Source organism: Bradyrhizobium sp. USDA 4510 (genome assembly GCF_054059095.1).
On the sequence record NZ_JBSSBT010000001.1, the window covers coordinates 114,087 to 140,504 of the forward strand.

Annotated in this window: 26 protein-coding genes; 10 read left to right on the top strand and 16 right to left on the bottom strand. The window is 64.1% G+C overall.

From position 1 onward, the window contains the following. Window positions 1–16: 16 nt before the first annotated feature. Complete coding sequence (locus ACVMDN_RS00535) at window positions 17–256, bottom strand: DUF2171 domain-containing protein (RefSeq protein ID WP_076827582.1); 240 nt, start codon at window positions 254–256, stop codon at window positions 17–19. A gap of 72 nt (window positions 257–328) precedes the next feature. After that, entirely contained in the window at window positions 329–766 is a 438-nt protein-coding gene (locus ACVMDN_RS00540) for a cupin domain-containing protein (RefSeq protein ID WP_057015484.1), read from the bottom strand. Window positions 767–1,018: 252 nt separating this feature from the next. Here ACVMDN_RS00540 and ACVMDN_RS00545 point away from each other — a divergent pair, with 252 nt between their 5' ends. Next, window positions 1,019–1,618: a 3-keto-disaccharide hydrolase gene (locus tag ACVMDN_RS00545; protein WP_057015457.1), complete on the top strand. Its 600-nt coding sequence runs from the start codon at window positions 1,019–1,021 to the stop codon at window positions 1,616–1,618. Between the two features lie 48 nt (window positions 1,619–1,666). Here the strand turns inward: ACVMDN_RS00545 and ACVMDN_RS00550 are convergent, their stop codons facing one another. The 7 genes from ACVMDN_RS00550 to ACVMDN_RS00580 all read right to left on the bottom strand — a co-directional run bounded on the left by ACVMDN_RS00550 (window position 1,667) and on the right by ACVMDN_RS00580 (window position 9,826). Further along, on the bottom strand, window positions 1,667–3,154 hold the full coding sequence (locus ACVMDN_RS00550; protein ID WP_076827580.1) for a hypothetical protein: 1,488 nt from the start codon (window positions 3,152–3,154) through the stop codon (window positions 1,667–1,669). Window positions 3,155–3,277: 123 nt separating this feature from the next. Further along, the gene (locus tag ACVMDN_RS00555) at window positions 3,278–4,384 is read right to left on the bottom strand and encodes a glycoside hydrolase family 5 protein (RefSeq protein WP_076827578.1); all 1,107 of its coding nucleotides are present in this window, start codon (window positions 4,382–4,384) and stop codon (window positions 3,278–3,280) included. Window positions 4,385–4,615: 231 nt separating this feature from the next. Further along, complete coding sequence (locus ACVMDN_RS00560) at window positions 4,616–5,563, bottom strand: DUF5996 family protein (RefSeq protein ID WP_076827577.1); 948 nt, start codon at window positions 5,561–5,563, stop codon at window positions 4,616–4,618. 132 nt (window positions 5,564–5,695) lie between these two features. Then, window positions 5,696–7,312 carry a B12-binding domain-containing radical SAM protein gene (locus ACVMDN_RS00565; RefSeq protein ID WP_076827575.1) on the bottom strand — a complete coding sequence of 539 codons (1,617 nt, stop codon included), beginning with the start codon at window positions 7,310–7,312 and terminating at the stop codon, window positions 5,696–5,698. 238 nt (window positions 7,313–7,550) lie between these two features. Beyond that, the gene (gene wrbA / locus ACVMDN_RS00570) at window positions 7,551–8,150 is read right to left on the bottom strand and encodes an NAD(P)H:quinone oxidoreductase (RefSeq protein WP_456835784.1); all 600 of its coding nucleotides are present in this window, start codon (window positions 8,148–8,150) and stop codon (window positions 7,551–7,553) included. A 149-nt stretch (window positions 8,151–8,299) separates the two neighbouring features. Then, the gene (locus ACVMDN_RS00575) at window positions 8,300–8,998 is read right to left on the bottom strand and encodes a pirin family protein (protein ID WP_057015482.1); all 699 of its coding nucleotides are present in this window, start codon (window positions 8,996–8,998) and stop codon (window positions 8,300–8,302) included. 75 nt (window positions 8,999–9,073) lie between these two features. Continuing rightward, the gene (locus ACVMDN_RS00580; RefSeq protein ID WP_076827570.1) at window positions 9,074–9,826 is read right to left on the bottom strand and encodes an SDR family NAD(P)-dependent oxidoreductase; all 753 of its coding nucleotides are present in this window, start codon (window positions 9,824–9,826) and stop codon (window positions 9,074–9,076) included. 116 nt (window positions 9,827–9,942) lie between these two features. Between ACVMDN_RS00580 and ACVMDN_RS00585 the strand changes: the two genes are divergently transcribed. The 4 genes from ACVMDN_RS00585 (at window position 9,943) to ACVMDN_RS00600 (ending at window position 15,425) form a co-directional block, all read left to right on the top strand. Then, window positions 9,943–10,857: a LysR family transcriptional regulator gene (locus tag ACVMDN_RS00585; protein ID WP_016846155.1), complete on the top strand. Its 915-nt coding sequence runs from the start codon at window positions 9,943–9,945 to the stop codon at window positions 10,855–10,857. 172 nt (window positions 10,858–11,029) lie between these two features. After that, entirely contained in the window at window positions 11,030–13,465 is a 2,436-nt protein-coding gene (locus ACVMDN_RS00590) for a Nal1-like putative serine protease (RefSeq protein ID WP_076827568.1), read from the top strand. A 448-nt stretch (window positions 13,466–13,913) separates the two neighbouring features. Then, complete coding sequence (locus ACVMDN_RS00595; protein ID WP_076827566.1) at window positions 13,914–14,903, top strand: tripartite tricarboxylate transporter substrate binding protein; 990 nt, start codon at window positions 13,914–13,916, stop codon at window positions 14,901–14,903. A 141-nt stretch (window positions 14,904–15,044) separates the two neighbouring features. Next, the gene (locus ACVMDN_RS00600) at window positions 15,045–15,425 is read left to right on the top strand and encodes a hypothetical protein (protein ID WP_168856521.1); all 381 of its coding nucleotides are present in this window, start codon (window positions 15,045–15,047) and stop codon (window positions 15,423–15,425) included. Here ACVMDN_RS00600 and ACVMDN_RS00605 read toward each other — a convergent pair. The 4 genes from ACVMDN_RS00605 to ACVMDN_RS00620 are packed head-to-tail and all read right to left on the bottom strand — an operon-like array spanning window position 15,422 to window position 18,401. Then, complete coding sequence (locus ACVMDN_RS00605; protein WP_050384246.1) at window positions 15,422–15,895, bottom strand: YbaK/EbsC family protein; 474 nt, start codon at window positions 15,893–15,895, stop codon at window positions 15,422–15,424. The two genes, ACVMDN_RS00600 and ACVMDN_RS00605, sit on opposite strands and share 4 nt — an antisense overlap. 5 nt (window positions 15,896–15,900) lie before the next feature. Beyond that, window positions 15,901–16,644 (bottom strand): haloacid dehalogenase type II, encoded by a 744-nt coding sequence (locus ACVMDN_RS00610; protein WP_076827564.1) that lies wholly within the window; start codon window positions 16,642–16,644, stop codon window positions 15,901–15,903. After that, window positions 16,641–17,480 (bottom strand): dienelactone hydrolase family protein, encoded by an 840-nt coding sequence (locus tag ACVMDN_RS00615; protein WP_057018110.1) that lies wholly within the window; start codon window positions 17,478–17,480, stop codon window positions 16,641–16,643. The genes ACVMDN_RS00610 and ACVMDN_RS00615 overlap by 4 nt, the downstream gene beginning before the upstream one ends. 36 nt (window positions 17,481–17,516) lie before the next feature. Further along, window positions 17,517–18,401 carry an amidohydrolase family protein gene (locus ACVMDN_RS00620; RefSeq protein WP_076827560.1) on the bottom strand — a complete coding sequence of 295 codons (885 nt, stop codon included), beginning with the start codon at window positions 18,399–18,401 and terminating at the stop codon, window positions 17,517–17,519. Between the two features lie 469 nt (window positions 18,402–18,870). Here ACVMDN_RS00620 and ykgO point away from each other — a divergent pair, with 469 nt between their 5' ends. Together ykgO and ACVMDN_RS00630 are read left to right on the top strand one after the other, a co-directional pair. Then, window positions 18,871–18,996 carry a type B 50S ribosomal protein L36 gene (gene ykgO / locus ACVMDN_RS00625; RefSeq protein ID WP_002718645.1) on the top strand — a complete coding sequence of 42 codons (126 nt, stop codon included), beginning with the start codon at window positions 18,871–18,873 and terminating at the stop codon, window positions 18,994–18,996. Window positions 18,997–19,119: 123 nt separating this feature from the next. Beyond that, the gene (locus tag ACVMDN_RS00630; RefSeq protein WP_057018108.1) at window positions 19,120–19,788 is read left to right on the top strand and encodes a tetratricopeptide repeat protein; all 669 of its coding nucleotides are present in this window, start codon (window positions 19,120–19,122) and stop codon (window positions 19,786–19,788) included. Window positions 19,789–19,885: 97 nt separating this feature from the next. On the opposite strand, the gene ACVMDN_RS00635 is transcribed toward ACVMDN_RS00630, so the two are convergent. Then, entirely contained in the window at window positions 19,886–20,062 is a 177-nt protein-coding gene (locus ACVMDN_RS00635) for a hypothetical protein (protein WP_018269760.1), read from the bottom strand. 359 nt (window positions 20,063–20,421) lie between these two features. Here ACVMDN_RS00635 and ACVMDN_RS00640 point away from each other — a divergent pair, with 359 nt between their 5' ends. Next, window positions 20,422–21,384 (top strand): alpha/beta fold hydrolase, encoded by a 963-nt coding sequence (locus tag ACVMDN_RS00640; protein WP_057018107.1) that lies wholly within the window; start codon window positions 20,422–20,424, stop codon window positions 21,382–21,384. A gap of 111 nt (window positions 21,385–21,495) precedes the next feature. Beyond that, on the top strand, window positions 21,496–23,232 hold the full coding sequence (gene poxB / locus ACVMDN_RS00645) for a ubiquinone-dependent pyruvate dehydrogenase (RefSeq protein ID WP_057018106.1): 1,737 nt from the start codon (window positions 21,496–21,498) through the stop codon (window positions 23,230–23,232). Window positions 23,233–23,322: 90 nt separating this feature from the next. On the opposite strand, the gene cycA is transcribed toward poxB, so the two are convergent. Further along, window positions 23,323–23,715, bottom strand: a complete 393-nt coding sequence (cycA, locus tag ACVMDN_RS00650) for a cytochrome c-550 CycA (protein WP_018269764.1) — start codon at window positions 23,713–23,715, stop codon at window positions 23,323–23,325. A gap of 235 nt (window positions 23,716–23,950) precedes the next feature. On the opposite strand from cycA, the gene ACVMDN_RS00655 reads away from it, so the two are divergent. Then, window positions 23,951–25,444, top strand: coding sequence for an FAD-linked oxidase C-terminal domain-containing protein (locus ACVMDN_RS00655; RefSeq protein WP_076827554.1), 1,494 nt, complete (start codon window positions 23,951–23,953; stop codon window positions 25,442–25,444). 285 nt (window positions 25,445–25,729) lie between these two features. On the opposite strand, the gene ACVMDN_RS00660 is transcribed toward ACVMDN_RS00655, so the two are convergent. Beyond that, the gene (locus ACVMDN_RS00660; protein ID WP_076827552.1) at window positions 25,730–26,143 is read right to left on the bottom strand and encodes a hypothetical protein; all 414 of its coding nucleotides are present in this window, start codon (window positions 26,141–26,143) and stop codon (window positions 25,730–25,732) included. Between the last annotated feature and the right edge of the window lie 275 nt (window positions 26,144–26,418).

Below are 26,418 nucleotides of genomic sequence, written 5' to 3' on the forward strand. Positions count from 1 at the left end.
ACCTCGCGCAACGCGGCTATTGGCGGCCGTGCTGCCAATGCGCCGTCACGTCGGAGCCCGATTTGTTGAGGTGGACGTGCTGGTCGACATGGTCGACCCAGGACAGCGGAATGAGGTGATGGTGCTGACCGTCAGGCGAGCTTTGCTTGGTCAGCTTGATCTGGTCGGTGCCTTCCATGTGGTCGACCTTGCCGACCGTTTTCTTGTCCGACGAGATCACATCCATATCTTCCCGAATATCAGCGGCGTTTGCCATGCGTCATTTCCTCGTCATGATGATGAGGGGATGAAACGCCGCCTGGATGCAAAGGTTGCTAGCCGGTTCCGGCTACTTCTGCTCGACCTCGGTCGCGGTGGCCGGGCCTTCGCCCATGATCAGCAGCACGGCGTCCTCGTCCTTGGCGCCGTCCCAGTGCACCTGCTTGCCGAAATGGGTGACGAAGCTGCCGGCCGGCATCGCCACGGTGCCGTGATCGGGATCGAATTTTGGACCCGAGCCCACCCACCAGGTGCCCTTGAGCACCACGATGTAGCGGTCGTTGGGATGGAAATGCGGACGGCTGAAGTGATTGCCCTTGGTCCATTTGGTGTAGACCATGTAGAAGCCGGGCTTCGAGGGATCGCCGACCACGACCGCATTCTGTGCGCCGCGCGCGTCAGCCGGGCTCCAGGGAATCTGATCAGGCAGCTTGTAGGTCACGGCGGCCGGATTGAGCTCGGCCGCGGAGCTGACGCTCAGCGTCGCGGCAAAAGCCAACGGCATCATCAGATATCGCCAAGGTCGGTTTGACGCCGTCATCGGTATGCTCCCAGATCGGATTACTCGGGCGACTGCCGCGCCCGTACGTCGCGCCATGCTAGTCGTCCTCGCTTCCGCCCGGCAAGACGCCGCCGTGCATGTCTGATCTCAGGATTGCGGCAACGATCCGTGACACAACGCAGTTGCAATATGAAAAAGCATTTACGCCGCCGCAGACGATGATAGGTTGCGCGCCAACCAAAAGACGGGAGGATAACCTTGAAGAAGCATCTGTCGATACTGGCGGCGGGACTTGTGATCGGTGCGGCCGCGCTGCAATTTTCCACCGCCGCCTCGGGGGACGACGGCTGGGTCACGCTGCTCGACAGCTCCAAGAAGGGTGACTGGGACGAGGTCGGCAAGGCCAATTGGGCGATGAAGGACGGCGCGCTGGTCGCCGACAAGCTCGACGGCAAGGATCTCTCCTATCTCGTCAGCAAGACCCAATACAAGGATTTCCAGATCAGGGCGGAGTTCTGGACCGACGAGGATGCCAACAGCGGCATCTTCATCCGCTGCGAAGGCAACAAGGTGATCGACTCCAAGGTCTGCTACGAGGTCAACATCTTCGACAAGCGGCCGGACCCGACCTACGGCACCGGCGCGATTGTCGACGTCGGCAAGGTCGATCCGATGCCGAAGGCGGCCGGCAAATGGAACGTCTACGAGATCACGGCGCAGGGGCCGCATTTCGTCGTGACGCTGAACGGCCAGAAGACCGTCGACGCCCAGGATTCCAAGCACGCCAACGGCTATATCGCGCTCCAGTATGGTTCGGGCGTGGTCAAGTTCCGCAAGGTGCAGATCAAGCCGCTCTGACGGCGCGGGTTGAGCGGGGCCTCGGTCGCACTGCGACGGGGCCCCTCCTCATTGAGGAGCACTGTCGGTCGCAGAGACCTTCCGATCGTCACTCTGCGTCCGCAGATGATGGCCGATCACGAGCCCGGTCAGGCACAGCAACAGCCCAAGTGCCGGCGGCGCAAACAGCGCCTCTTCCTGGAAGATGCCGTTCACCAGCACGACCATCGTGCCGAAAGCGGCGAGCCCCTGGATGAGGATTCCCGACGAGGCGTAGAGCCGCCAGGCCTTCAGCGCCATCGCCAGGAAGTAGCCAAGCGGCACCAGTGAGCCGATCCCCATCTGGTAGAGCAGCACGCCGACGGCGCTCTCCACCGCGCCGTCCATCGTGCCGGCCGCCTGCGCTGCGTTCCAGTCGATCGAGAAATAACCTTCGGAGAGATTGCCGCCGACGCCAAGTCCGCGGCCGATCGGATTCTGCCGAAAGCCGTCCCACCCGCCCATGAAGCCGATCACGTGGAAGTCGCCGATCTGGAGTCCAATATAGATCGCCGCGATGGCGTACAGCACGAGCCCGACCAGCGCGACGGCAAGGGTGATGGTGGCGCCGAGCAGCCAGGTTGCCGTCCAGGCCAGGGCCACGAAGATGACCAGGATGAGCGCGCCTTTTACGCTACAGCAAATCAGCAGCGGGATCGCGGCCAAGGCCAGCCAGCGATATCCGACCGCGAACAGGAACAGGATGGAGAAGGCGATCCCGTAACCGAAGCTGATCGGGCTCATATTCGGTCCGAAGATACGCAGCAACGACGAGAGGCCGAGGTCTTCGAACAACGGGCTGTTGAGAAAGCTGAAACGGAAGCGATCGATCAGATCCACCGGCACCCTGCCGGTTGCGCGCATCTCGGCTTCCCAGGATCCGGAACGGGTCGCCTTCAGCTCGTCGAAATGCCAGAACGTGTAGCCGTTGGTGATGGAGAGCCAGAAATCGCGGAACAGCAGTTCGACATATCCGCAGACGATCAGCAGCGCCGCAACCGTCACCAGGAACGGCGTGATGCGGATCTCGAAGGTTGCGGCCGTCAGCAGCGATAGCTGAAACAGAAACAGCGGCAGCGCAATGTTGCGCAGATAGACGAGGGCCGCGTGCGAATCCTGCGTGGCGCCGAGCAGGAAATACGCCGTCACGGTTGCGAGGGTGAACGACCCCCATTTCATGATCTGGTCGATCTCGGCGGAATGTTTCCGCTCGTGCAGCGCGTAGAGCGCCAGCGTGACCAGCCACATCACCGCGATGACCAGGAAATTGTAGCCCTTGACGAAATCCATCTCCTGCTCGGTCGTCATGTAGGACGACAGGATCGAGACGAAGAGGTTCTGGAAGAAGATGATGAAGATGGCGATCGACGGCGCGTAGGCCGGCACCGCGAGCACGATGGCGCAGCCGATCAGGCTTTCGACGACGATCGCGAGCCCGGCGTTGGCCGTCTGCATGATCGGCGCGAATGCGATCGATGCCACGGCGATGCCGAGTGCAGGAATCAGATCGCCGGCCAACAGCGGCCGCGGGGCTATCTCTGCTCGCACAGGCTCTGACCTAGCGTGACCGGACGTGTGGGCGTGCCACACCGCATCGTCGATCTAGCCGCGCATTGTGTAAGAACTGGTTAACCAGATGGGTCAGCGGGTCCCGAGCAAGGCCCTCAGCGCCTCGCGGTCGACCTTGCCAGTGACCGGGTCGGCGAGGCCGAAGCCTTGCGACAGCTCCCAATGAGTCCAGCCCCAGCATTGTTGCCGGGCGTAGGCGGTCACGCCGGCGAGCCAGCGCAGCCGGCTATCGCGCGGCGCGCCGGCCTTGAGCACACCGAATTCATTGATGATGATCGGCCGCGAATATTGCCGTTGCCAGGCGGCCGCCGGTTCGAGCCATTTGTCAATGCCGCGGTCGGGAATGGCACGGTCCACCATCGCGAGCGCCGTGCGCCTGTCCAGCGCGGTGAGTTGCTCCCGCAGCTGCTGAACCTTGGGATCGTCGGAGCGGACCGGATAGGGCAATCCGGTGACGTCGTGCAGCGGTTCATTCGGATCCCAATGGGCCTGATGGGTGAACACCATCGGATCGTAGAAGTGGATGGCATAGACGACATTCGGATCGTCGAGCGGAGTGAAATCCGGCAGCGAATCCGCGCGCTGCCAGTTGACCGGCCCGGTGACCAGTGTGGTCTGCGGCAGCAGGGCGCGAATGAAGCCGGCCAGCTCCCGGACTTCGCCCTGCCATTGCGCGGCCTCGACATCCGGCTCGTTCAACAGTTCCGCAAACACACGGTCGGACGGATAGCGCTGCATGACCCGTGCGAGCTCGGTCCAGGCGCGCTTCATTTCGGTCATCGCATTGGGCGGATCGTCCTTGTGTAGCGCGTTGAAGCGCTCGCCGGAGTGCAAGTCGATCGACACCGCATAGCCGAGCGCGAGCAGGGTCTTGAGCGTCGCATCGACGGTGCGCAGGCGGCCGTCTATCTCGGCTTTCGCGGCGAAGCGCGGCATGACGAAGTCGGCGGGCACCGGCAGCCGGATGTGGGTCATGCCGGCCTTGCGCAGCTCGCGCAGCAGGCCGCGGGGCGGCGCCGACCGCGGATCGGCGATCCAGCCGTCGGCATTGACGCCGCGTGACAGCGCCTCGAGCCGCTCGGCCGGGACACCTTCGATCAAGGCGGGACAGGCCCGCGCGGCGACCGACAGCAGAATCGACGCGCTGACCGCGAGGGCAAGGATCGATGGCCGCGTCATGACCGATCAGCGTGCGATGGTTGTCGCGGGATCGTGACGGGTTGCGGGGCGCTCACGAATATACTGCCTGTAGTGTTCGAGCCGGCCGGGGTCGCGGGGCGTCGTCCGAAAGATAGCTCGGCCAAGCAACGATGCGGTAAAGACGTAACACGAAATTTAACCTATGCGCCTTCGTCGACTGTCCAAGGCGACCCGTCGCGAAGAGGATTGAGCCGCCGGTGCGGCGCGCCGCTAGATCCCTCGGACCACGCCCGGCTGGCCCGGTGCGCATTCCAGCGCAGCACGGTCCCAGTTCGCGTTGATGGCCGCGGCCTCATAGCTCGATTGCAGGAATTCGAGCAGCGCCTTGTCCGGGTCGGCAGCCGTCCGCACGGCGTCGTAGGGCAGGATGAATTCGCCAAGCGCCTCGCTGAAGAACGCAGCATCGGGCCGTACCGGCGTGTTGCGATAGCCCGCGGGTTCCGGATAGGCGTAGGAATAGAATGCCGGATAATCGATCGCGCCGCCGCCCGGCCAGAAGCCGGCGCTGCTGACCTCGTGCGAATAGGCTTCGTGCGCCACCTCGTCGGGCAAATGGGGCACGCCGCCGGGATGCCGCGGCGCGGTTCTGCCGGAAAAGCGCGTCACCGCGAGATCGAAGCTGCCCCAGAAGAAATGCACCGGGCTCGCCTTGCCGAGGAAGCCGGTCCGGAATTGCTTGAACACGCGATCGCAGTTCACGAGGATCTGGTGAAACCGGCGCACGGCATCCGCGTCGTACGACGCATGCTGCGTATCCTGCGAAAAGCGGATCGGATCGGCGACTTCGTTCGGTATCTCGTCAATGGCGACGTCGATGCCGAGGTCCTTCAGATTGCTCATGACCGCCGCGTAGAAGCTTGCGACCGATTGACCGGCCAGCGCGAATTGCCGTTCGGTGCCGTCGCTGGTCGAGATGCGGAGCACGTGATCGATGAAATCGAAGTCGATCTGGAACGTGCGATCGCCGTCGGGGATCGGCGAGGTCGTCAGCCCGCGCGCCGTGACATAGAGCGTGACGTGCCAGGAGTGATTGAGCCAGGGCGACTTCGCCAGCCGGATCTTGCCGGCGATCTGGGTGAAGAGCTGGAGCGTGGCACAGCTGTCGCGCCACGCCGCGGTCGGCAGTTCCGGCCAGCGGGTCTTCTGTGTGTTGGTCATGACAAACCTCTGGGCTGCGCAACGTACAGTGTTTCGGCTATTACGAATTGGTCGCGATGACCTCGGGGGAACCGATCCTCTGGTTCCGCGCGACGTGCTCTGGTCGGCGAAGCGCACGAACGCGCTTTGCCGTCAAACCGCACGTAGGTTAGTTCGCGGCCCAAGCTCCGTGGCCCTCACCGGCGGCATATCGTCGAGGGCGGCAATCCGGCGGTCAATCTCACGGATCACGTGTTTCGAGAATGGCCCGAAATGCAAATACAGCGCCATCAACATCACGATGTAGCGAAGCGCGCCCGGATTGGACTTGGCGACCTCAACGAAGGTCTTCCAGAACGGTTCGTGGACCTCCGGCAGGGCACGCATGATCGTGTGCACGCCCTCGATGCCGCCAAGCCTCTTGCGTATGTCGCCATCCGGCAGGTCGCGACGCCGGTCGGACCGGTCGAGCATGGCGGCGAGCCGCGACAGCCGTCCTGCATAGGCCGTCGGGTCGAACACGTGCCCGATCACGGCCTTGTAGTCCTCAAGGATGTCACGCAGCGGACGTATGGTGTCGAAATTGCAGCCGAGCGTGCATTGGTCGCCCGCCTGCTCGACTTTCATGAGATCGTGGCCTTCGTGCAGGCGGCCTTCCTTCGCCAGCCGCCGCGTCAGCTGTGTGCCCGGCAGTGCATAGAGCAGTCCAACCATGCAGACTGGAATGCTCGCCTCCTCGATGAAGTCGATCATCGCGTGCCCCATCGAGGCTTTCTCGGTATCGAACCCGACGATGAAACCCGCGGTGACGAACATGCCGTAGCCATAGATCTTGTGAATGCATTCGGCGATGTCGCGCCGGGTGTTCTGCTTCTTCTTCATCTGCACGAGGGTCTCCGGATCCGGGCTCTCAATGCCGACGAAAATCCCGAAGAAGTTCGCGTCCTTCATCGCCTGCAACAGCTCGCTGTCGTCAGCGATATTGATCGAGGCTTCCGTCGAAAACTCGAACGGATAATCTCGCTCCTCCAGCCAGGCTTTGAGCTGCGGCAGCAGGATGCGGAGGTTTTTCTTGTTCCCGATGAAATTATCGTCGACGAAATCGACATGTCCGCGATAACCGTGATCGTAGAGCGCTTGCAACTCAGCGAGAATTTGATCGGGGGTCTTGGTGCGCGGCACACGACCATACAGCTCGATAATATCGCAGAACTCGCAGGTGAACGGGCAGCCACGCGAATATTGCACGCCAATGAAGAGATAGTGCTCGAACTTGATCAGGTCATAGCGGGGCATCGGGCTTAGCGTGACGTCGATCTTGAATTTCTCGGCGATGAACACGCCCTTGCGCTCTCCACTTTCCCAGGCGGCGACAAATTGCTGAATGATTTGCTCTGCCTCACCGATCACCTGGAAGTCCGCGTCGGCGTAAAGATGCGGGCTGGAGGAGACGTCAGGTCCGCCGACACATACCGGCTTGCCGTGCCGGTGTGCGAGATCGATCAGGTGGAGAAAATCAGGCTGCTGGTTGAGCATGCCGCCGATCATGACAAGATCGGCCGAGTCGAGATCGGCGTCCGTCAAGGGCTCGGTGTTACGGTTGATGAGGCGAATATCCCAATGCTTCGGCAGCATGGCGGCGACGGTGATCAGTCCGAGCGGCGCCGCCGGATACTTCGCATCGACGAGTTCACAAGCTTCCGTATAGTTCCAGAAGGAGTCCTGAACGAACTTCGGATAGATCATTAGGACGCGACAGGGAACCGTCATGTTGCTCCGGCCTGGATATTGACGGGCACGATGACACGCGGCTTGTCGCCGCTCAAGGGCTCAATTCGCGGCCAATTGTCAGGCAATCCTGGGCATGGACGCCTATTACGTCGATTATCGGCCTTTCTTGGCGTCTGTTGGCGTTCCAGCAGCGATCGCTCTTGCGCCGTTGTCCGGGAACGACGTCGCGACTTAGGCAGGGGCGGCAATCGTGAACGAGAATGCCGCCCCCATCGCATCAGCCGTGAAGTTTTCTCGCGGTTTCCGCGATCGCGCGGCGCTGATAGCGGGCGCCGGCGAGTTCGTTCTCGCTCGGCTGGCGGCTGCCGTCGCCGCCGGTGATCGTGGTTGCGCCGTAGGGCGCGCCGCCGGTGACCTCGTCGAGCTTCATCTGTCCGGCAAAGCCATAGTTCAGGCCGACCACCGTCATGCCGAAATGCAGGAGGTTGGTGATGATCGAGAACAGCGTGGTCTCCTGGCCGCCATGCTGGGTCGCGCTCGAGGTGAAGGCGCCGCCGACCTTGCCGTGCAGCGCGCCCTTGGCCCAGAGGCCGCCGGCCTGGTCGAGGAAGTTGGCCATCTGCGAGGCCATGCGGCCGAACCGGGTGCCGGTGCCGACGATGATCGCATCGTAGTTGGCGAGATCGTCGATCTTGGCGATCGGCGCGGCCTGGTCGAGCTTGTAGTACGAGGCCTTGGCGACTTCGGCCGGTACCAGCTCGGGGACGCGCTTGATGTCGACGGTGGCGCCGGCTTCGCGCGCGCCTTCCGCGACGGCATTCGCCATCGCTTCGATGTGACCGTAGGCGGAGTAATAGAGAACGAGAACCTTGGCCATGATGGCCTCCTTGTGGTTTGGCAGTAGGGTGAAGTTAAGGAACCCCGTCATTGCCGGGCTTGACCCGGCAATCCATCAAACGGAGAACCCTTGCGAAGCCCGATGGATGCCCGGGTCAAGCCCGGGCATGACGAGTGTGGATGTGGTGATCAGGCCGCGTCGACGAGCACGAGCTCAGCATCCTCGAGCGCGGTGATCTTCAGCTTGGCCTCGTCGCGGATCGCGGCGCCGTCGCGGGCATTGACGCGCACGCCGTTGACCTCGATGCTGCCGGCCGCCGGCACCAGATAGAGGTGACGGGCCTTGTCGGCGGCGTATTCCGCACTCTCGCCGGCCTTCAGCGTGGTGGCGAGCACCCGCGCATCGGCGCGGATCGGCAGCGCGTCATTGTCGCCGTCGATACCCGAGGCGATGGTGACGAGCTTGCCCGAACGGTCCGCCTTCGGGAACGGCTTCGAGCCCCAGGTCGGGTGGCCGCCCTTCGTCGTCGGCTCGATCCAGATCTGGAAGATCTTGGTCTTCGCCGGCTCCAGATTATACTCGGAGTGACGGATGCCGCTGCCGGCGCTCATCACCTGCACGTCGCCGGCTTCGGTGCGTCCCTTATTGCCGAGCGAATCCTGGTGCGTGATTGCGCCCTCGCGAACATAGGTGATGATCTCCATGTTGGCGTGCGGATGTGCCGGGAAGCCGGAGTTGGGCGCGATCTCATCGTCGTTCCAGACGCGCAGCGCGCCGTGGCTGACATTATCGGGATCGTAGTAGCTCGCGAACGAGAAGTGGTGCTTGGCCTTCAGCCAGCCGTGGTCGGCGCCGCCAAGCTTTGCGAATGGTCTGAGTTCGATCATGGTCATTCCCCTTGATGTCGATGTTGAGGAGCAGGCCGGGCGCACCGCGCCCGGCGTCTCCAGAAAATTTTGCGATCAGGCGCCGAAGCCGCCGTCGACGTTGAGCACGGTGCCGGTCACGAACGAGGCTTCCGGGCTTGCCAGGAACACGACGCCCGCTGCGACTTCCTCCGGGCGGCCGAAGCGTTGCACCGCGTGCTGCAAGCGTTGCGTCTCGGCAAACTCGCCACCGTCCTTCGGGTTCATGTCGGTGTCGATCGAGCCGGGCTGCACCACGTTCACCGTGATGCCGCGCGGTCCGAGGTCGCGCGCCGCGCCCTTGGTGTAGCCGACGACGGCCGCCTTGGTAGCGACGTAGTCGGCAAGGCCCGGGAACGAGGCGCGGTCCGCCAGCATGGAGCCGACGGTGACGATGCGGCCGCCTTCGCCCATCAGCTTGGAGGCGGCGCGGATCGCGGTGATCACGCCGTTGATGTTGATCGCCTCCTGGCGGGCGAGCGTCGCGGTGTCGGCCTTGGGGTCGTCGACCGCGCCGCCCGATGCGACACCGGCATTGTTGACCAGGATGTCGAGCCGGCCAAAATCCTTGGCGACGGTCTTCACCAGCTGATCGACATCGGATGACGAGGCCTGGTCAGCCTTGTAGGCGCGGGCGTTGACGCCCTTGTCCTTCAATTCGGCGACCACGGCCTCGGCCTTCTCGGGAGAGGCGACGTAGCTGATCGCGACGCTCGCACCTTCCGCGGCGAGTGCACGGGCGCTGGCCGCTCCGATGCCGCGCGAGCCGCCGGTGACGAGGGCAACCTTGCCTGAGAGCTTCTTTGTCATTGGATTTCTCCATCGGTTGAATTTGATGGCACTTGGATATGCCTCCGGCTGTGGTATAGAAATAGAAACTATTGAAACTCATTGTTTCCAGTATTGAGCAATCAGGACAGCGGCCCATGTCGAAACTGCCGGACTTCGAGGCGCTCGCGATCTTCGCAAAAGTCGTGGAATTACGGTCGTTTGCGGCGGCCGCGACCGAGCTCTCGCTGTCCAAGGCGACGGTGTCCAAGGCGGTCAGCCGGCTGGAGGAGCGGCTCGGCGCCCGGCTGTTCAACCGCACCTCGCGGCGGTTGGCGCTGACTGATGCCGGCCAGAAATTGTCGGAGCGCGCCGCGCGGCTGCTCGCCGACGGCGAGGCGGCTGAGAATGAGGCGCTGGCGCAATCGACCACGCCGCGCGGCCTGGTGCGGCTCGCGGTGCCGATGAGCTTCGGCATCAAGACAGTGGCGCCGCTGCTGCCGGAATTCATGGAGGCCTATCCGGAGGTTTCGATCGACCTGCACTTGAGCGATGCCACGGTCGACCTGATCGGCGAGGGCTTTGATGCTGGCCTGCGCATCGCGCGGTTGCCGGATTCCTCGCTGATCGCGCGGCGGCTGTGCGGCATGCCGCGCTACACGGTGGCCGCGCCGTCCTATCTGAAGCGCCACGGCCGGCCGACCCATCCGATGCATCTCGCCGAGCACAAATGCTTCGGCTACGCCTATCTCTCGACTCAGGGCGTCTGGCACTACACCAACGCGTCGGGCGAGCAGGCGAGCGTGCGTCCCGCCGGCCAGCTCCGGGTCAACAATGGCGAGGCTGTGATGCCCGCGCTGCTCGCCGGTCTCGGCATCGCCGATCTGCCCGACTTCATCGTCGGCGACGCGATCGCGCGGGGCGAGGTCGAGGTGATCCTGAAAGGCTGGAAGCAGCCCGAGGGCGCCGTGCATCTCGTCACCCCGCCCGGCGGCCCGCGGCCCGCGCGCGTCGAGGTGCTGGCGGATTTCCTGGCGAAGCATTTCGCCAAAGGGCGTGCGCAGCGGAAATAGAAATCCGCACGCGGAGCGGTGGAGGGACATCCGGCCCGCCCCGTCACATTCGTGTCATCCCTTTTAAATTGTATTGCTTATGTGAACTAACCCACGATCGAGGGCTGCCGCGATCGTCTATTTCTGCGTCCTGCACCGGTGTTGCCGCAAAGCGCATTTTCGGAGGAACCAGATGATTGATCTGACCAAGCATGACTTCACGTCATTGTCGGTGAAGGATCTGCTCGATGCCCGCGAGGCCTATCACGTGCATCTGGCCCATCTGCAATCGGTCTACGCCACGGCGATCGGCCGCTATCTGATCCGGGACAACGACCGCAACGCGACGGAAAGAAAGGCGCACTCCAAGCCGCAGGCGCTCGGACCGCGCACGCTGTTCAACTCGTCGGTCAAGGACTGGTCGTGGCCCTGCATCCTCGTCTTCGTCCGCGACTGGATGAAGCGCTCCGAGCTGAAGAACCATCCCGAGAAGCAGGACCAGCTGGTGCCTCCATTCCTCTATCTGCCGGATGGTCGCGTCGTGCCCACCTGCGTCGTCAAGGTCGATCCGAACGAGGGCAGCCCCGGCACCGTCGATCCGCCGGTGTTCAAGAGCGATCTGGTCGGCGGCGGCTTTCCGGTGCAGACCATGATCCAGGGCAAGATCCACCGCGGCTCGATCGGCTGTCTCGTCACCAATGGCGAGACGGTGTTTGCGTTGTCCAACCGTCACGTGGTCGGCGCCGCCGGCCGCGAGATCTTCGCCGGCTTCAAGAACACCGACCGCCGCCTCGGCGTCAGCGATGCGCTGCAACTCGGCAAGCGCGCCTTCAGCGAGGTCTATCCCGGCTGGCCCGGCTCGCGCGTGGTGGCCAATCTCGATGCCGGCCTGATCCGCGTCGATGACGTCAAGGGCTGGACCGCACAGGTCTACGGCGTCGGCCAGGTCGGCGACGTCGTCGACCTCAATGTCGGCACCTTCCGTCTCGACATCATCAACCAGCCGCTGATCGCCTTCGGTGCGACCAGCGGATTGATGAAGGGCAAGATCCTCGGCTTATTCTATCGCTACAAGACCGTCGGCGGCGTGGAATATGTCAGCGATTTCGTGATCGGCCCGCGCGACGGCGACACGCCGCTCAACAATTATCCGGGCGACTCCGGCACGGTCTGGTTTGTCGACGATCCGGACGCCAAGAAGAACCCCAGCGGCGCGCGGATCCTCAGTCCTCTGGCGCTCGAATGGGGCGGCCAGGAATTGTTCGGATCGAGCGGCAAGGTCCCGATGCAGGTCGCGCTCGGGATCTGCATGTCGACGCTGTGCCGTGAGCTCGATGTCGAGTTGATCGGCGACTGGAACGCCGGTCACACCGAGTATTGGGGCGAATGGGGCCACGTCAAGATCGGCGCCTACGCGACCAGTCTGATCGATGCGAAGTTGCCCAAGCTCGCCACCATGATGGACGCCAATTCCGACAATATCGGCCTCGACGACAAGCTGCTTGCCGACCTCAAGCCGCATCAGCGAGGGACATTCTCGCCGCTGGCCGACGTCGCCGACCTGGTCTGGCGCTTCACCCGGCACACCGACGAAAGCAACCATTTCGCCGACATGGACAAGCCGGGCAAGGACGGCAAGACGCTGCTCGATCTTTGTGCGGAGTCGACGCGCAACGTCGATCCGAAGGTCTGGAACGACTATTACGAAGGGATCGGCGAGGACCGGCGCGGCGCATTGCCGTTCCGGGTCTGGCAGATTTTCGACGAGATGGTCGAGTACGCCGCCGCCAACAAGAAGTTGGAATTCGTCTGCGCCGCGGGCATCGTCGCGCATTACATCGGCGATGCCTGCCAGCCGCTGCACATCTCGCAATTCCACCATGGCCTCGATCCGAGCGACAAGGCGCATGCCAAGGTGCACAGCGTGTACGAGACCACGATGATCGGCCGCCACGGCAAGGATCTCATCAAGATGATTCCTGACGCCCGGACCAGCGACGTCGCGGAGATTGCTCCGGGCGGCACGCCGACCGGGCGCGACGCTGCGGTCGCCGTGGTCGCGCTGATGCAGCGGACCGTGAAGCGGCTGCCGCCGATGACCATCGTCAACCTGTTCAATTCGCATATGGGCAGCGGACAGGTCGAGGCGCTGTGGTCGAAGCTGAAGGACGCCACCGCGGCCTGCATGCAGGACGGTGCCAAGACCCTGGCCCGGGTCTGGGAAGCGGCCTGGCGCGCCGGCGCGGGCGAGGACCGCGGGCAGGGCGGCAAGTTCGACCAGGACAGTTTGAGCAAGCTCTACAACGACCCGAGCTTCCTGCCGGCGTTCCCGCTCCAGCAGCTCACGCTGGATGCCAACGACCACCTCGTTCCGATCGGAGGCAGCAGCACGCGGCGCCGCAGCGCGACAACCGCGCGACGCGCGCGTCCGCAAGCAGCGAAGAAGGCCGCCAGGAAAGCCGTGAGGGAAACGGCCAGGAAGGCGCCGAAGAAGGCGCCGGCGCGCAAGCGGCCGGCCGCGGCTGCTCCGGTCCGACGCGCGGCCGCCAGCAAGAAGACCGCGACCAAGCGCGGCGCGGCCAGCAAGCGGTCGGTCGGAAAGACCCGCAGGGCGGCGCGCAAGCGCTAGAGCAAGATGACTTACACCACATCGCGCAGCGGATTCAGCTTTACCTCGCCCCGCGTGCGGGGAGAGGTATAGGCCGCCTTTGGCGGCCGTTCTCAAGAACGCCGAAGCGGAGCTTCGGCTATGACGCATCGTTAGATGCGTTCCGGGTGAGGGGGAGCCTCCACAAGTCCAACTGTCGCCGTTTACGCGGAGGCAGCCCCTCACCCCGACCCTTTCCCCGCAAGAACGGGGAGAGGGAGCACAGCGCCGTCGTTATTCGATCGAATCTCAACATGCACTCGGCCGACCAGGCTCGATCTTCCCCATCGGTCAGTCGGCGTCAGGTGCGACGCGCGGGACGCTTGAGATCAGCGCTCCGGTCCTGCACGATGCGACCAAGCCGCGGCTCTGACTGCGGCATCGCGATCGGTTGCGATCGCCAAAAAAGATGATTGGGGAGAAACTCTCGATGAACCGCCGCGAACTCCTGCGCGCCGCTGCCGCATTGCCGCTTGCGCAGGCTGCGCTCGCCAACTCCGCGTTTGCGCAAGCCGCCTATCCCAACCGCAATATCACGATGATCGTGCCGTTTCCGGCCGGCGGCCAGGCCGACCTTGCGGCGCGACCGGTGGCGCTCGCGCTGGAGCGTATCCTCGGCAAGCCCGTGATCGTCGACAATCGCGCCGGCGGAGCGGGCGGATCGATCGGCAATGCGCAGGCCGCGCGCGCCGAGCCCGATGGCTATACGCTGTTGATGACGCTGTCCTCGCTCGCGGTGCTGCCGGAGGCCGACCGGCTGTTCGATCGTCCGGTTGCCTACGAGGTGTCGCAGTTCGCGCCGATCGCGCGTGTGCTTGCCGACCCGACGCTGCTCGCGGTGCCGGCCTCGGCGCCGTGGAAGACGCTGCAGGAATTCGTCGACGATGCGAAGAAACGCCCGGGACAGATTCCTTACGGCTCGTCCGGTCCGTACGGCACGCTGCATGTCGCGATGGAGATGTTCGCGGCGAGCGCAGGAATCAAGCTGCTGCATGTGCCGTTCCGCGGCGCAGGCCCGGCGCTCACCGCACTGCTTTCCGGCACCGTGCAGGCATTGGCGTCGGCGCCGGGCACGCTCAAGCAGCAGGTCGAGGACGGCAAGATGCGCGTGCTCGCCAATTGGGGCGCCGAGCGGATCGCGAGCTTCCCCGATCTGCCGACCTTCAAGGAACTCGGCTACAGGGACGTCGAGTTCTACATCTGGGCGGGACTGTTCGCGCAGTCAGCGCTGCCGGCGCCGATCATGGAGCGGCTGCGCGCGGCGATGGCTGATGCCGTGAAGGCGCCGGAGGTGATCAAGACTTTCGAGACTGCGGGCAGTCCTGTCGCCTATATGGACGCGCCGGCGTTCTCAAAATTTGTTGCAGACGACAGCGCGCGGTTGATCGCGGCGGTGAAGAAGATCGGCAAGGTCGAATAGGGAACTCCCGGGACAAACTCTCTTCACTTTTAGTTGTCCGCGCGAACGATCCTTGGCCGCATTCATTGGGCAGCTTTGGAGCAAATCGCGGCGCGGGAACATGCGCGCGCGGGCCAGTATCTGGAACAACGGGAGCCCGACATGCGATCGCAGCGGATCGTCCTGAGCCTTGCCATAGCGATCGGCGGAGCTGTCACGGCAACGGCCGCCGTCGCCGAGGAGTATCGGGGAACCTGGGAACAGCAGATGGCGTGCACACCGGACGTGTGGCGGCTCTGCAGCGACCAGGTGCCCGACGTGCAGCGCATCGTGGCTTGCCTGCGGCAGAACACGCCGCAACTTTCCAACAGTTGTCGCGCCGTGTTCGAATCAAACGCGCAACAGTCGCAGACCCAGGGGCGGGCCCAACAGCCGCAAGCGCAGGGCCGTGCGCCGCAGCAGCCGCAGATGCAGCAGCGGCCGCGCGCACCACAGCCGATGCAGCCCGCGCCATCGCGGCCGCCGTTCGACGATGAGGATTAATCCCCAGGTCTGACTTCGCAGACGTCGACCCATTCGGCCGCAGTCAGCTCCGCCATCCTGTCGGGCGTGATGCGGACCGCGCTGTGGGTCGAGCCTGCCGCCGGCACCACGACATCGAACGCCTTCAGCGACACGTCGCAATAGACCGGCAGCGGCGTCTTCAGCCCGAACGGGCAGACGCCACCGACCTCGTGGCCTGTGATGTCGGCGACCTCGTCGAGGCCGAGCATCTTCGGCTTGCCGCCGAACGCCGCCTTCACCTTCTTGTTGTCCATTCGCGACGTCCCGGCGGCGACGATGAGCACCACGCGGTCGCCGACCCGCAGGCTCAGCGTCTTGGCGATCCGCGCCGGCTCGACGCCATAGGCCTCCGCCGCCAGCACGACCGTCGCGGAGCTCGTGGTAGATTCGATCACGGAAATTTCGGGCGCCTTCTCGGCGAAGAAGGCGCGGACAGACTCGAGGCTCATGTTGTTCAGGACCTTGCAGACACCAGTGCGGGAAGTTCGGAGAGACCGTGGATCCGGTGATCGGGTGCGACGCCGAGCTCGTCCATCTGGGTACGCAGCGCCTTGAACATCGTCAATGGGGCGACCGTCTCGCTTTCGACGCAGGCCAGCGCCATCGCTTGCGGCGTCACCCGCTCGATCCATGCGACGTTGAGGCCGAACGACTTGGCACCGCAGGCGTCCCACGGATTGGAGGAAATGAACAGCACCTCCGCCGGCGGTACTTTCAGCACCTCCTCGATCAGCGTGTAGGCCTCCGGCGCCGGCTTGAACACCTTGTGGGCATCGACGCTGATGGTCGCATCGAGCACGCGGTCGAGGCCTGAATTGCGCACCAGTGCATTCAGCATGTCGGGGCTGCCGTTGGACAGGATCGCGAGCTTCTTGTCCTTCATCGCCTCGAGCGCGCCGACCGCATCCGGATACAGCGCCAGATGCTGATATTTGTCGATGATGCGGGCGAAGGTCGCCGCGTCATATTGCAGGCCGAGGCAGCGCAGCGTGTAGGCGAGGGAGTCGCGGGTTACGACGGCGAAATCCTGGTAGCGCCGCATCAGCGAACGCAGCCAGGAGTATTCGAGCTGTTTGATGCGCCAGACCTGCGTGATGATGTCGCCATAGCCGGGAAACGCATCCTCGGTGACGTCGGCGACCGACTGGACGTCGTAGAGTGTGCCGTAGGCGTCGAAGACGATTGCCTTGATGGTCATTGTGATCTCTCTTGCCCGCCGATTGTCGCATACAGGAATTTCCTGAGTGCGTCGATGGATTGATCCCTGGCCACCTCGTTGAATTCGAGGTGATGACCGAGCAGCTGCACCGGCGTGCTGTAATGCGGCACGTCGAAACCGTGATAGGCGCCGGGATAGACAATCAGCTCGATCGGATGTCCCGCACTATTCTGCCGGGAGATGCCGTAGTCGTCGCGGCCTTCGGCCAAGGTCCGGCACTCCTTGGCCGGCGTCCAGTCGTCGAGCTCGCCGACCATGATCAGCGTCGGCACCGTCATGTCGCCCTTGATGCTGAGGCAGGGCGGGTAGAATGCAACGGCTGCGCGGAATTTCTCTGCCGCGTTATGTTCGATCGCGCCACGCTCGACCGAGAGCAGGGCGAGCCAGGCGCCTTGCGAGAACCCCACCACCGCGACGCGACCGGGATCGACCGCCGATTGCCGCGCGAGATAGCTCAGCGCACGATAGGCGTCATGGACGGTTGCGGCCGGCGCGCCGCCCGTGCAGGCGCTGCTGATGCCGCGCGGCCCGAACCGGTCGACCGTGAGCGTGACATAGCCCCAGGCCGCCAGCCGCTTGCCCCAGCGCTCGTCGAGTTGCTTGAAGAAGCCGCCGCAGCCGTGCAGCAGCACCACGGCGGGCGAGGGGCCGGGTCCATCGGGTGTTCGCAGATAGCCTTGCAGCGGCTGCGCACTTACAAGCGGGCTCTCGAATTCGACGAACGCGGGCGGCTGCCCGCCGCGTTCCGCGCAGCAGAGCCCTGCGCTTCCGATCAGGAGTGCGAAGAGGGTGGCAAGTCCGGTGAAGTTCGTCATGAACCACCTCCGAAGCTTGCCGCCGACAATACTCCCTTAGATTCCCAAAATCTTCCGCGCGTTGGCCTTCAGGACCTTCGGCCGGATCTCCTCGCGGATGTCGAGCTTGGCGAAGTCGGCGAGCCAGCGGTCCGGCGTGATCACCGGCCAGTCGGAGCCGAACAGCATCTTGTCCTGCAGGATCGAGTTGATGTAGCGGACCAGGACCGGCGGGAAGTATTTCGGCGACCAGCCGGACAGGTCGATATAGACGTTCGGCTTGTGGGTCGCGACCGACAGCGCCTCTTCCTGCCAGGGGAAGGAGGGATGCGCGAGGATGATCTTGAGGTCGGGGAAATCGGCCGCGACGTCGTCCATGTACATCGGGTTGGAATATTTCAGCCGCATCCCCATGCCGCCCGGCATGCCGGAGCCGACGCCGGTCTGGCCGGTGTGGAACAGCGCGATCGCGCCGCCGTCATTGATGGCTTCATAGAGCGGATAGGCCATGCGGTCGTTGGCGTAGAAGCCCTGCATGGTCGGGTGGAATTTGAAGCCGCGGACGCCGTATTCCTCGATCAGCTTGCGGGCCTCGCGGACGCCGAGCTTGCCCTTGTGCGGGTCGATCGAGACGAACGGGATCAGCACGTCGAGATGGTCGGACGCGACCTCGAGCATTTCGTAATTGTTGTAGCGGCGGAAGCCGGTCTCGCGCTCGGCGTCGACCGGGAAGATCACCGCGGCGATGTTCTTGGCGCGGTAGTAGGCCGCGGTCTCCGGCACGGTCGGCGGATGCTTGTGCGGCGACTTGAAGTAGTCGGCCATCTGCGCCTGGAAGTCGTCATAGCCGTCGTCGCCATGCATGCCGCACGGCTCCTCTGCATGGGTGTGGATGTCGATCGCGGTGACCTTTTCGATGTCGGGCAGTTTGAGCGTGGGCATTCGGTTTCCTCGGCGGCCTGTTCATTGGGTGATGGAAAATAATTATATGATATAACGATTTTCGCAAGCGCCGTAGCGTTGAAGGCTTATGGTCGCGCCGAGCTCAATCCAGCGCAAAGTCCGGTTCGGTCACGGTCGGGGGCGGGCGCGAGGAGGACGAAAACTCGATTCGGCGGCCGCGGCGCCATCGTCAAAGGGCGACGGCGGGTCCGTCGCTGGTTCGGATAATTGTGGCTGTCCCCGTTTCCGAAGCGATCTCAATGGCGTGGCGCGGTGCCTGGCGCGGGTTCCCGGCCGGGACAGGCCCGAAAATCGGCCCATCTCGGTTGACATTTAACGGTCCGATGGCTTAGAACCCGGCCGTCCCGGGCGGCAGGCCGCTTGTCGGGATAAATCCCATTTTGCCAAATAATGGCATTGATCAGGTACGGCCTCCAACACGGGCCTTTCGAAGTAACAGGATTGTCCCATGAAGGTCCGTAACTCGCTCAAGTCGCTGCGCGGCCGCCATCGCAACAACCGTCTGGTTCGCCGCAAGGGCCGCGTCTATGTGATCAACAAGGTCCAGCGCCGCTTCAAGGCGCGCCAGGGTTGATCCGACAAATCTGATCGACAAGGCTGATCCCGCCCGGATCGCCGGCCGATTCCGATCCTTCCTTCACAGGTCTTTGACGCCGCGCTGCTTTGCAGTGCGGCGTTGTGCGTCTAGACTTCGGCCATGGGATTAAAGCTCGGATTGAAGTTCCTGGGGCCCACCAACCGCCGGCTGGCGATCCTGATCGCCGCGCTTCTGGTGCTGCCCGTTGCGGCCGTCGCGCAGGACGATCCGCGGGTTGTCCCGCCGCCCAGGGCCCAGAAAAAACTACCTGAAGCTCCGACCAAGCTGCCGAAGGTGCCGGCCGACCGGACCCGCGGGCTGGATTTCCTGTTCGGCGCGCTGAAGGCCGCGCCCGACGAGGACAGTGCCCGCCATGTCGAGGCGCGGATCTGGGCGCTGTGGCTGCAAACCCCGAGCGATACCGCGGCGCTGTTGATGGTGCGCGCCAAGGCGGCGATCGACGCCCAGAATGTCGATGTCGCGCTGAAGCTGCTGGACGCGGTGATCAAGCTCCGCCCCGACTATGTCGAGGCCTGGAACCGGCGTGCGACGATCTACTATTTGAAGAACGATTACGTTCGTTCGCTTGGAGACCTGCAGCAGGTGCTGACCCGCGAACCCCGCCATTTCGGCGCGCTGGCGGGCGTCGGCATGATCATGCAGGACATGGGCGACGACAAGCGTGCGCTCGACGCCTTCCGCAAGGCGCTGGCTGTCGATCCCTACCTCGAGAAGGTGCCGCAGATCGTCAAGCAGCTGACCGAAAAGGTCGAAGGCCGCGATATCTGATTGCGTGCGATTGATCGCGATCGTGGGGCGATGGCCGCGAATGGGCACGTTGCTCGCGAGCTTGATGCTTGCTCGCGGTCCGGTCCGGCGCAGGAGGCTAGTGCAAGAACTTGCCGCGGGACGCGGTATCCTGGGCTACGGCAGCATAGAATTGCTGAAGCTCCGCCTCCAGGTGCTCATTCACCAGCAACAGTGCCTTCAGGGCGCCGCGCAGGTCGCCATTGCAGCTCGCCACGATCTGATCGATGGCCGCATCGCTAGGGTCGGAAATCATGGTACTCCTCCGATTACTTCCCGTTGAACTCGTCATGCGGACGCCGGTTCCTGTGGATACCGTGTACAAACCAGGAAGCATTCCAATGGCGTCCCGGTTTCGATGAAGCCTCGCGTCTGATGGCGAAATTGCCACCGCCAATCTATGAAATGACTAATGACGCAGGTATGAACCCGCTATCCACAGGCTGGGCGCATTGTGGACAACTCCGCGCCGGGGCGCGAGCCGGATAATCGACAATTGGCTTTCCGAACAAGAGCATGCCCTGGCAGGGGGCACATCCGCGCGAAACCTGATTTCGGCTTCGTCGTAATTGTCAGGTGCCCAATCAGGTGCCTAAGACCTTTCGGATCCCCTCGATGTTGACCGCAATCATTGCGCTGGCGGCCGCAGGGCTGGCCCTGGCGCTGGTGACACAGCTCGGCGCCCTGCTGATCCAGCGGGCCTTCCCGCCGCAGGGGCGAATGATCGATGTGGCCGGGGCGCGGCTGCATGTGGTCGAACTCGGCCCGCGCGATGCGGTCGGGCCGCCGGTCGTGATGCTGCATGGTGCAAGCTCCAATCTCCGCGCGATGCAGCCGCTCGGCGATCGCGTTGCCAAAGCGCGCCGGGTGATCCTGATCGATCGGCCGGGTCACGGCTGGAGCACCCGCGCGCGCGTCGCGGATTCGACGCCCGCGATCCAGGCCCGGATGATCGTGGAGGCGCTGACCAGGCTCGGCGTCGAGCGGGCGATCGTGGTGGCGCATTCCTGGGCCGGCGCACTCGCCTTGCGCATTGCGCTGGATCATCCGGACCGCGTCGCCGGCCTCGTGCTGCTCGCCCCTGTCGCCTATCCGTGGCGCGGCGGCGCCGGACGCTACAATGATGCGATCTCGACACCTTTGATCGGACCATTGCTTGCGCACACGATCACGCTGCCGCTCGGTTTCCTCGTCGCCAATTCGGCTACGCGCGGCGTGTTCGCGCCGCAGCCGGTGCCGGCTGATTTCGTCCGCGACAGCCAGTCGTTGCTCCTGCTGCGTCCGCGCGAGTTCATCGCCAATGCGCGCGACCTCGTCACGCTGAAGGCGGCCGTTGTCGAACAGGCCCCGCGCTATGCCGAGATCAGGGCGCCGCTGTCAATCATTTCGGGCGACGTCGACAAGACGGTCTCGACCGGCATCCACTCGCGGCCGCTCGCCGCATCGGCGCCGAACGCGAAGCTGACCGTGCTGCCGGACACAGGCCACATGGTGCAGTACGTCGTGCCCGATCTCGTGGCGTCCGAGATCGAGACGATGGCCGGCCTGATGGTGCGGGACGCGGTGACGGCGCAATAGCTGCCGCGCCTTTGCGCCGCGCGAATGTGATCCGGCAAGGCTTGCGCCGCCGCGTGGCGCCGAACATCATGCAGCCCACGCGGTTTCGGATTGCAGCAAAGGACACCTCTCATGCGGATCGACAACATTGCCGACCTCATCGCTGAAACCCTTGCCCAGGCCGGCGTCAAACGCATCTACGGTGTCGTCGGCGACAGCCTCAACGGCCTGACCGAGGCGTTGCGCAAGCGCGGCACGATCGATTGGCTGCATGTGCGTCACGAGGAGGTGGCCGCGTTCGCCGCCGCCGCCGAATCCCAGATCACGGGCGCGCTCGCGGTGTGCGCGGGCTCTTGCGGTCCGGGCAATCTGCATCTCATCAACGGCCTGTTCGACGCGCATCGCAGCCGCACGCCGGTGCTGGCGATCGCGGCGCAGATCCCGTCGGCCGAGATCGGCGGCGGATATTTCCAGGAGACGCATCCGCAGGACCTGTTTCGCGAATGCAGCCATTATTGCGAACTGGTGTCGGATCCGGCGCAACTGCCCTACATGCTGGAGAACGCGATCCGCGCCGCGGTCGGCAAGCGCGGCGTCGCCGTATTGGTGCTGCCGGGCGACGTCGCGATGCGGACGGCGCCGAAGCGCGACATCGCGCCGAATGCCGGCTTGCTGCCGCCGGCGCCGGTGGTGCGTCCGGCCGACACCGAGTTGAACGCGCTGGCGGCACTGCTCAACGGCGCGCGACGTGTCACGCTGTTCTGCGGCCGCGGCTGCGCCGGCGCGCATGACGGCTTGATCAAGCTTGCCGAGACGCTGAAGAGCCCGATCGTGCACGCGCTCGGCGGCAAGGAATATGTCGAATACGACAACCCCTACGACGTCGGCATGACCGGCTTCATCGGCTTTTCCTCCGGCTATGCCGCCATGCACGGCTGCGACGTGCTGCTGATGCTGGGCACCGATTTTCCCTACAAGCAGTTCTTCCCGACCGGCATCAACATCGCGCAGGTCGATATCCGCCCCGAAAATCTCGGCCGCCGCTGCAAGCTCGATCTCGGCATCGTCGGCGAGGTCGGCGAGACCATCGCCGCGCTGCTGCCGAAGCTCCATGTGAAGACCGACCGCAAGCATCTCGATGCCAGCCTCGCGCATTACAAGGACGCCCGCGCCGGGCTCGACGATCTCGCCCGCGGCAAGCCGGGCCAGAAGCCGATCCATCCGCAATATCTGGCGCGCCTGCTCAGCGAGCAGGCGAGCGAGGATGCGGTGTTCACCGCCGACGTCGGCACGCCGACGATCTGGGCCGCGCGTTATCTGAAAATGAACGGCCGCCGCCGTCTGGTGGGCTCCTGGGTCCATGGCTCGATGGCCAATGCGATGGCGCATGCGATCGGCGCGCAGGCGGCGCAGCCCGGACGGCAGGTGGTGTCGATGTCCGGCGATGGCGGCTTCGCCATGCTGATGGGCGATTTGATCACGCTGACCCAGGCCAAGCTGCCGGTGAAGGTCGTGATCTTCAACAACAGCGTGCTCGGCTTCGTCGCGCTGGAGATGAAGGCCGCCGGCTTCATCGAGACCGGGGTCGATCTGAAGAATCCCGATTTCGCGGCGATGGCCCGCGCCATGGGCATTCACGGCGTCAGGGTGGAGGATCCCGGCGAGCTCGAGGGTGCGATCCGCGACGTGCTCGCGCATGACGGCCCGGCCGTGCTCGACGTCGTGACCGCGACGCAGGAGCTGTCGATGCCGCCGACCATTACGCTGGAGCAGGTGAAGGGATTCAGCCTGTGGGTGCTGCGCGCGGTGATGAGCGGCCGCGGCGACGAGGTGGTCGATCTCGCCAAGACCAATCTGTTGCCGCGCTGAAAGGGGATGGCGTTCCGAAGAAAGGCCATCCCCGTTCTAACGTCCGCCCCGGCATAGGCGCCGGGCGGACGGCGCGACCGATACCGCCGATTACTTCTGCTTGCCGTCCTTGTCGAACGAGGAGACGTAGGCCCAGAGGTTGTTGGCCTCGTTCTCGTTCTTGATGCCGGCGAATGCCATCTTGGTGCCGGGGATCTTGGCCTTCGGGTCCTTGATGTATTCGAGGAAGGTTTCCTTGTTCCAGGTGATGCCGGAATTCTTGTTGGCATCGGAATAATTGTAGTCGGGCGCGGAGCCGGAATGGCGGCCGTCGAGGCCGTTGAGCTCGGGGCCGACCTTGTTCTTGGCGCCTTCGCCGATTGCGTGGCAGGCGAGGCATTTATTGAACGAGGTCTTGCCGGCGGCGGCATCCTGCGCCAGCGCGGAGGATGCGGAAGCCAGCGATGTGACGACCGCCAGCGCGCTCAAGGTCTTTAGGTTCATGGGGTTCTCTTCGTTTCGTCCCGGGAGGTAGTGATCGTTTGTGGCATGTCCGGCTTGGACAGGACAAGCCACGAAACTTTGACAGGTTTCGCGGCCGCCCGCTTGTCCGAGAGAGAACTCGCCATTGCGGGGTGGGGCAATCCGACCTTCGGCCGGTGCACTGAAACAGGTGCAGACGTGATTGATTTGTCGTAACAAATCGGCGAAGGGCAAAAGCCCAGCCGAGGGAACAACGATGTCCATCATGATGCCGGCGGCCGACCAGGCCGTCCTCGCTCGCCGCGCCGAAATCGTGGCCGCCTTGCGCGCAATCGTCCCGGGCGAGGGCGTGATCGACAGCGCCGCCGAGATGCTGGCCTATGAATCCGACGGCCTGACCGCCTATCGGCAGCCGCCGATGGTCGTGGTGCTGCCCGATACCACCGAGCAGGTGTCGAAGGTGCTCAAATATTGCCAGGGCCAGGGCATCAAGGTGGTGCCGCGCGGCTCCGGCACCTCGCTGTCCGGCGGCGCGCTGCCGCTTGCCGACGGCGTGCTGCTCGGGCTCGGCAAGTTCAAGCGGATTCGCGAGATCGACTTCGACAACCGCGTCGTGGTCACCGAGCCCGGCGTCACCAACCTCGCGATCAGCCAGGCGGTCGCGCATGCCGGCTTTTATTACGCGCCCGATCCGTCGTCGCAGATCGCCTGCTCGATCGGCGGCAATGTCGCGGAAAATTCCGGCGGCGTGCACTGCCTGAAATACGGCATGACCACCAACAACGTGCTCGGCTGCGAGATCGTGCTGATGAGTGGCGAGATCCTGCGCATCGGCGGCAAGTCGGCCGAGAATGCCGGCTATGATTTGATGGGAATCATCACCGGCTCGGAAGGGTTGCTCGGCGTCATCACCGAGATCACCGTGCGCATCCTGCAGAAGCCGGAGACGGCGCGTGCGCTGATGGTCGGCTTCGCCGAGGTCGAGGCGGCCGGCGAATGCGTCGCGCGGATCATCGGCGCCGGCATCATCCCGGGCGGCATGGAGATGATGGACAAGCCCGCGATCCACGCCGCGGAGGCGTTCGTTCACGCCGGTTATCCGCTGGACGTCGAGGCGCTGTTGATCATCGAGCTCGACGGCCCCCAGGTCGAGGTCGACGAGCTGATCAAGCGGGTCGAGGCGATCGCGCAAGGCTGCGGCTCGACCTCCTGCCAGATCTCGACCTCGGAGGCCGAGCGCAATCTGTTCTGGGCCGGCCGCAAGGCGGCGTTCCCCGCGGTCGGGCGCATCTCGCCGGACTACCTCTGCATGGACGGCACCATCCCGCGCGGCGCCTTGCCGAAGGCCCTGGCGCGGATCCGCGACCTCTCGGAGAAATACGGCCTCGGCGTCGCCAACGTGTTCCACGCCGGCGACGGCAATCTGCACCCCTTGATTCTCTACGATGCCAACAAGCCGGGCGAGATCGAAAAGGCGGAGGCGTTCGGCGCCGACATCCTGCGCTGCTGCGTCGAGCTCGGCGGCGTGCTCACCGGCGAGCACGGCGTCGGCATCGAGAAGCGCGACCTGATGCCGGACATGTTCACCGAGATCGACCTCAACCAGCAGCAGCGGCTGAAATGCGCCTTCGATGCGGAGGGTCTGCTCAACCCCGGCAAGGTGTTTCCGACCCTGCACCGCTGCGCCGAGCTCGGCCGTGTCCATGTCCACGCCGGCAAGCTGGCCTTCCCGGATATCCCGCGGTTCTAGTGTCCCGAATCCGAAGTTCGCATCATTTGCCGCACCTTCGGAGCGAACTTCGGATTCGATAAGGACACTAGCAAACTTCTGATTCTAGTGTGCTTTGTGAATGCGAAGTTCGTGAAAGTGGCTGCCGCGAAATCGCACGAACTTCGCCTTCAGCACACTAGAGCATGATCCGGAAAAGTGCGAAGCGGTTTTCCCTCGCGACAAACGCGGAACGCGTTTGCGCGGAGATCATGGTCAAACAAAGAGCTAAAGCGCGATGACGATTCAACCCAATCTCATCGCGCTTTAGTACCGTCTGAGCAGCCCCGACGCCGCGCCGCTATCGCCATAGGCGGCGCAGGCCCCTTCCGGGTCTCTGATCAACGCCGCCCGGACTCGCTTGAAGGTCTTGCCGACCGCTTCGGACACCTCGGGGCGGAATTTGCGCGGATCGTAGTCATTGCCGTCGTGAGCCTTGATGGCCGCGTCGAACGCATTGATCATGGCCATCGCGGCGTCGGGGCTGCCGAGAAGTCTGGCGCCCGTTTGAACGCCGCCGGCACCATTGGCCTCATAGCCGGTGCATCGTTGTTCGAGCACCGCGGCTGCGGTCGCGAGCTGGTCGAGGAACGTCGCCTCGGCGTCGGTGAGCATGGCAGCACCCGCCTGTCCCGGCGCGATGATCGCGAGCAGCGCGATGGCTGTCAGTTTGATGTGCATCGTGGTGGTTTCTCCCGGCGGAGCCGCGATCAAATCAATGGTTGCCGAATGACGATAACAAGTCTGCTTCCAGGGCATCAGGAGCCACGTCAGCTATTGGCCCCGAGGCTAACATGCGTGAACGTGCGCCCAGAGCCACCAACGCGCGAGGGCCGGTCGATACAATTCGACAGATCGCCCTAGCCGGCCGATAACCTTAACCGATCCTTGCGCGGTGGCCGGCGCCCGTGCGTCGCTGCAATTACAGCGCGGACCCATTTACACGGCCTTAGACT

Coding starts and splice junctions, on each gene's coding strand:
- ACVMDN_RS00535 (WP_076827582.1), bottom strand. CDS start 256: ATGGCAAACGCCGCTGATATTCGGGAAGATATGGATGTGATCTCGTCG.
- ACVMDN_RS00540 (WP_057015484.1), bottom strand. CDS start 766: ATGATGCCGTTGGCTTTTGCCGCGACGCTGAGCGTCAGCTCCGCGGCC.
- ACVMDN_RS00555 (WP_076827578.1), bottom strand. CDS start 4,384: ATGACGCGGCCATCGATCCTTGCCCTCGCGGTCAGCGCGTCGATTCTG.
- ACVMDN_RS00560 (WP_076827577.1), bottom strand. CDS start 5,563: ATGACCAACACACAGAAGACCCGCTGGCCGGAACTGCCGACCGCGGCG.
- ACVMDN_RS00565 (WP_076827575.1), bottom strand. CDS start 7,312: ATGACGGTTCCCTGTCGCGTCCTAATGATCTATCCGAAGTTCGTTCAG.
- wrbA (WP_456835784.1), bottom strand. CDS start 8,150: ATGGCCAAGGTTCTCGTTCTCTATTACTCCGCCTACGGTCACATCGAA.
- ACVMDN_RS00575 (WP_057015482.1), bottom strand. CDS start 8,998: ATGATCGAACTCAGACCATTCGCAAAGCTTGGCGGCGCCGACCACGGC.
- ACVMDN_RS00580 (WP_076827570.1), bottom strand. CDS start 9,826: ATGACAAAGAAGCTCTCAGGCAAGGTTGCCCTCGTCACCGGCGGCTCG.
- ACVMDN_RS00585 (WP_016846155.1), top strand. CDS start 9,943: ATGTCGAAACTGCCGGACTTCGAGGCGCTCGCGATCTTCGCAAAAGTC.
- ACVMDN_RS00590 (WP_076827568.1), top strand. CDS start 11,030: ATGATTGATCTGACCAAGCATGACTTCACGTCATTGTCGGTGAAGGAT.
- ACVMDN_RS00595 (WP_076827566.1), top strand. CDS start 13,914: ATGAACCGCCGCGAACTCCTGCGCGCCGCTGCCGCATTGCCGCTTGCG.
- ACVMDN_RS00600 (WP_168856521.1), top strand. CDS start 15,045: ATGCGATCGCAGCGGATCGTCCTGAGCCTTGCCATAGCGATCGGCGGA.
- ACVMDN_RS00605 (WP_050384246.1), bottom strand. CDS start 15,895: ATGAGCCTCGAGTCTGTCCGCGCCTTCTTCGCCGAGAAGGCGCCCGAA.
- ACVMDN_RS00610 (WP_076827564.1), bottom strand. CDS start 16,644: ATGACCATCAAGGCAATCGTCTTCGACGCCTACGGCACACTCTACGAC.
- ACVMDN_RS00615 (WP_057018110.1), bottom strand. CDS start 17,480: ATGACGAACTTCACCGGACTTGCCACCCTCTTCGCACTCCTGATCGGA.
- ACVMDN_RS00620 (WP_076827560.1), bottom strand. CDS start 18,401: ATGCCCACGCTCAAACTGCCCGACATCGAAAAGGTCACCGCGATCGAC.
- ykgO (WP_002718645.1), top strand. CDS start 18,871: ATGAAGGTCCGTAACTCGCTCAAGTCGCTGCGCGGCCGCCATCGCAAC.
- ACVMDN_RS00630 (WP_057018108.1), top strand. CDS start 19,120: ATGGGATTAAAGCTCGGATTGAAGTTCCTGGGGCCCACCAACCGCCGG.
- ACVMDN_RS00635 (WP_018269760.1), bottom strand. CDS start 20,062: ATGATTTCCGACCCTAGCGATGCGGCCATCGATCAGATCGTGGCGAGC.
- ACVMDN_RS00640 (WP_057018107.1), top strand. CDS start 20,422: ATGTTGACCGCAATCATTGCGCTGGCGGCCGCAGGGCTGGCCCTGGCG.
- poxB (WP_057018106.1), top strand. CDS start 21,496: ATGCGGATCGACAACATTGCCGACCTCATCGCTGAAACCCTTGCCCAG.
- cycA (WP_018269764.1), bottom strand. CDS start 23,715: ATGAACCTAAAGACCTTGAGCGCGCTGGCGGTCGTCACATCGCTGGCT.
- ACVMDN_RS00655 (WP_076827554.1), top strand. CDS start 23,951: ATGTCCATCATGATGCCGGCGGCCGACCAGGCCGTCCTCGCTCGCCGC.
- ACVMDN_RS00660 (WP_076827552.1), bottom strand. CDS start 26,143: ATGCACATCAAACTGACAGCCATCGCGCTGCTCGCGATCATCGCGCCG.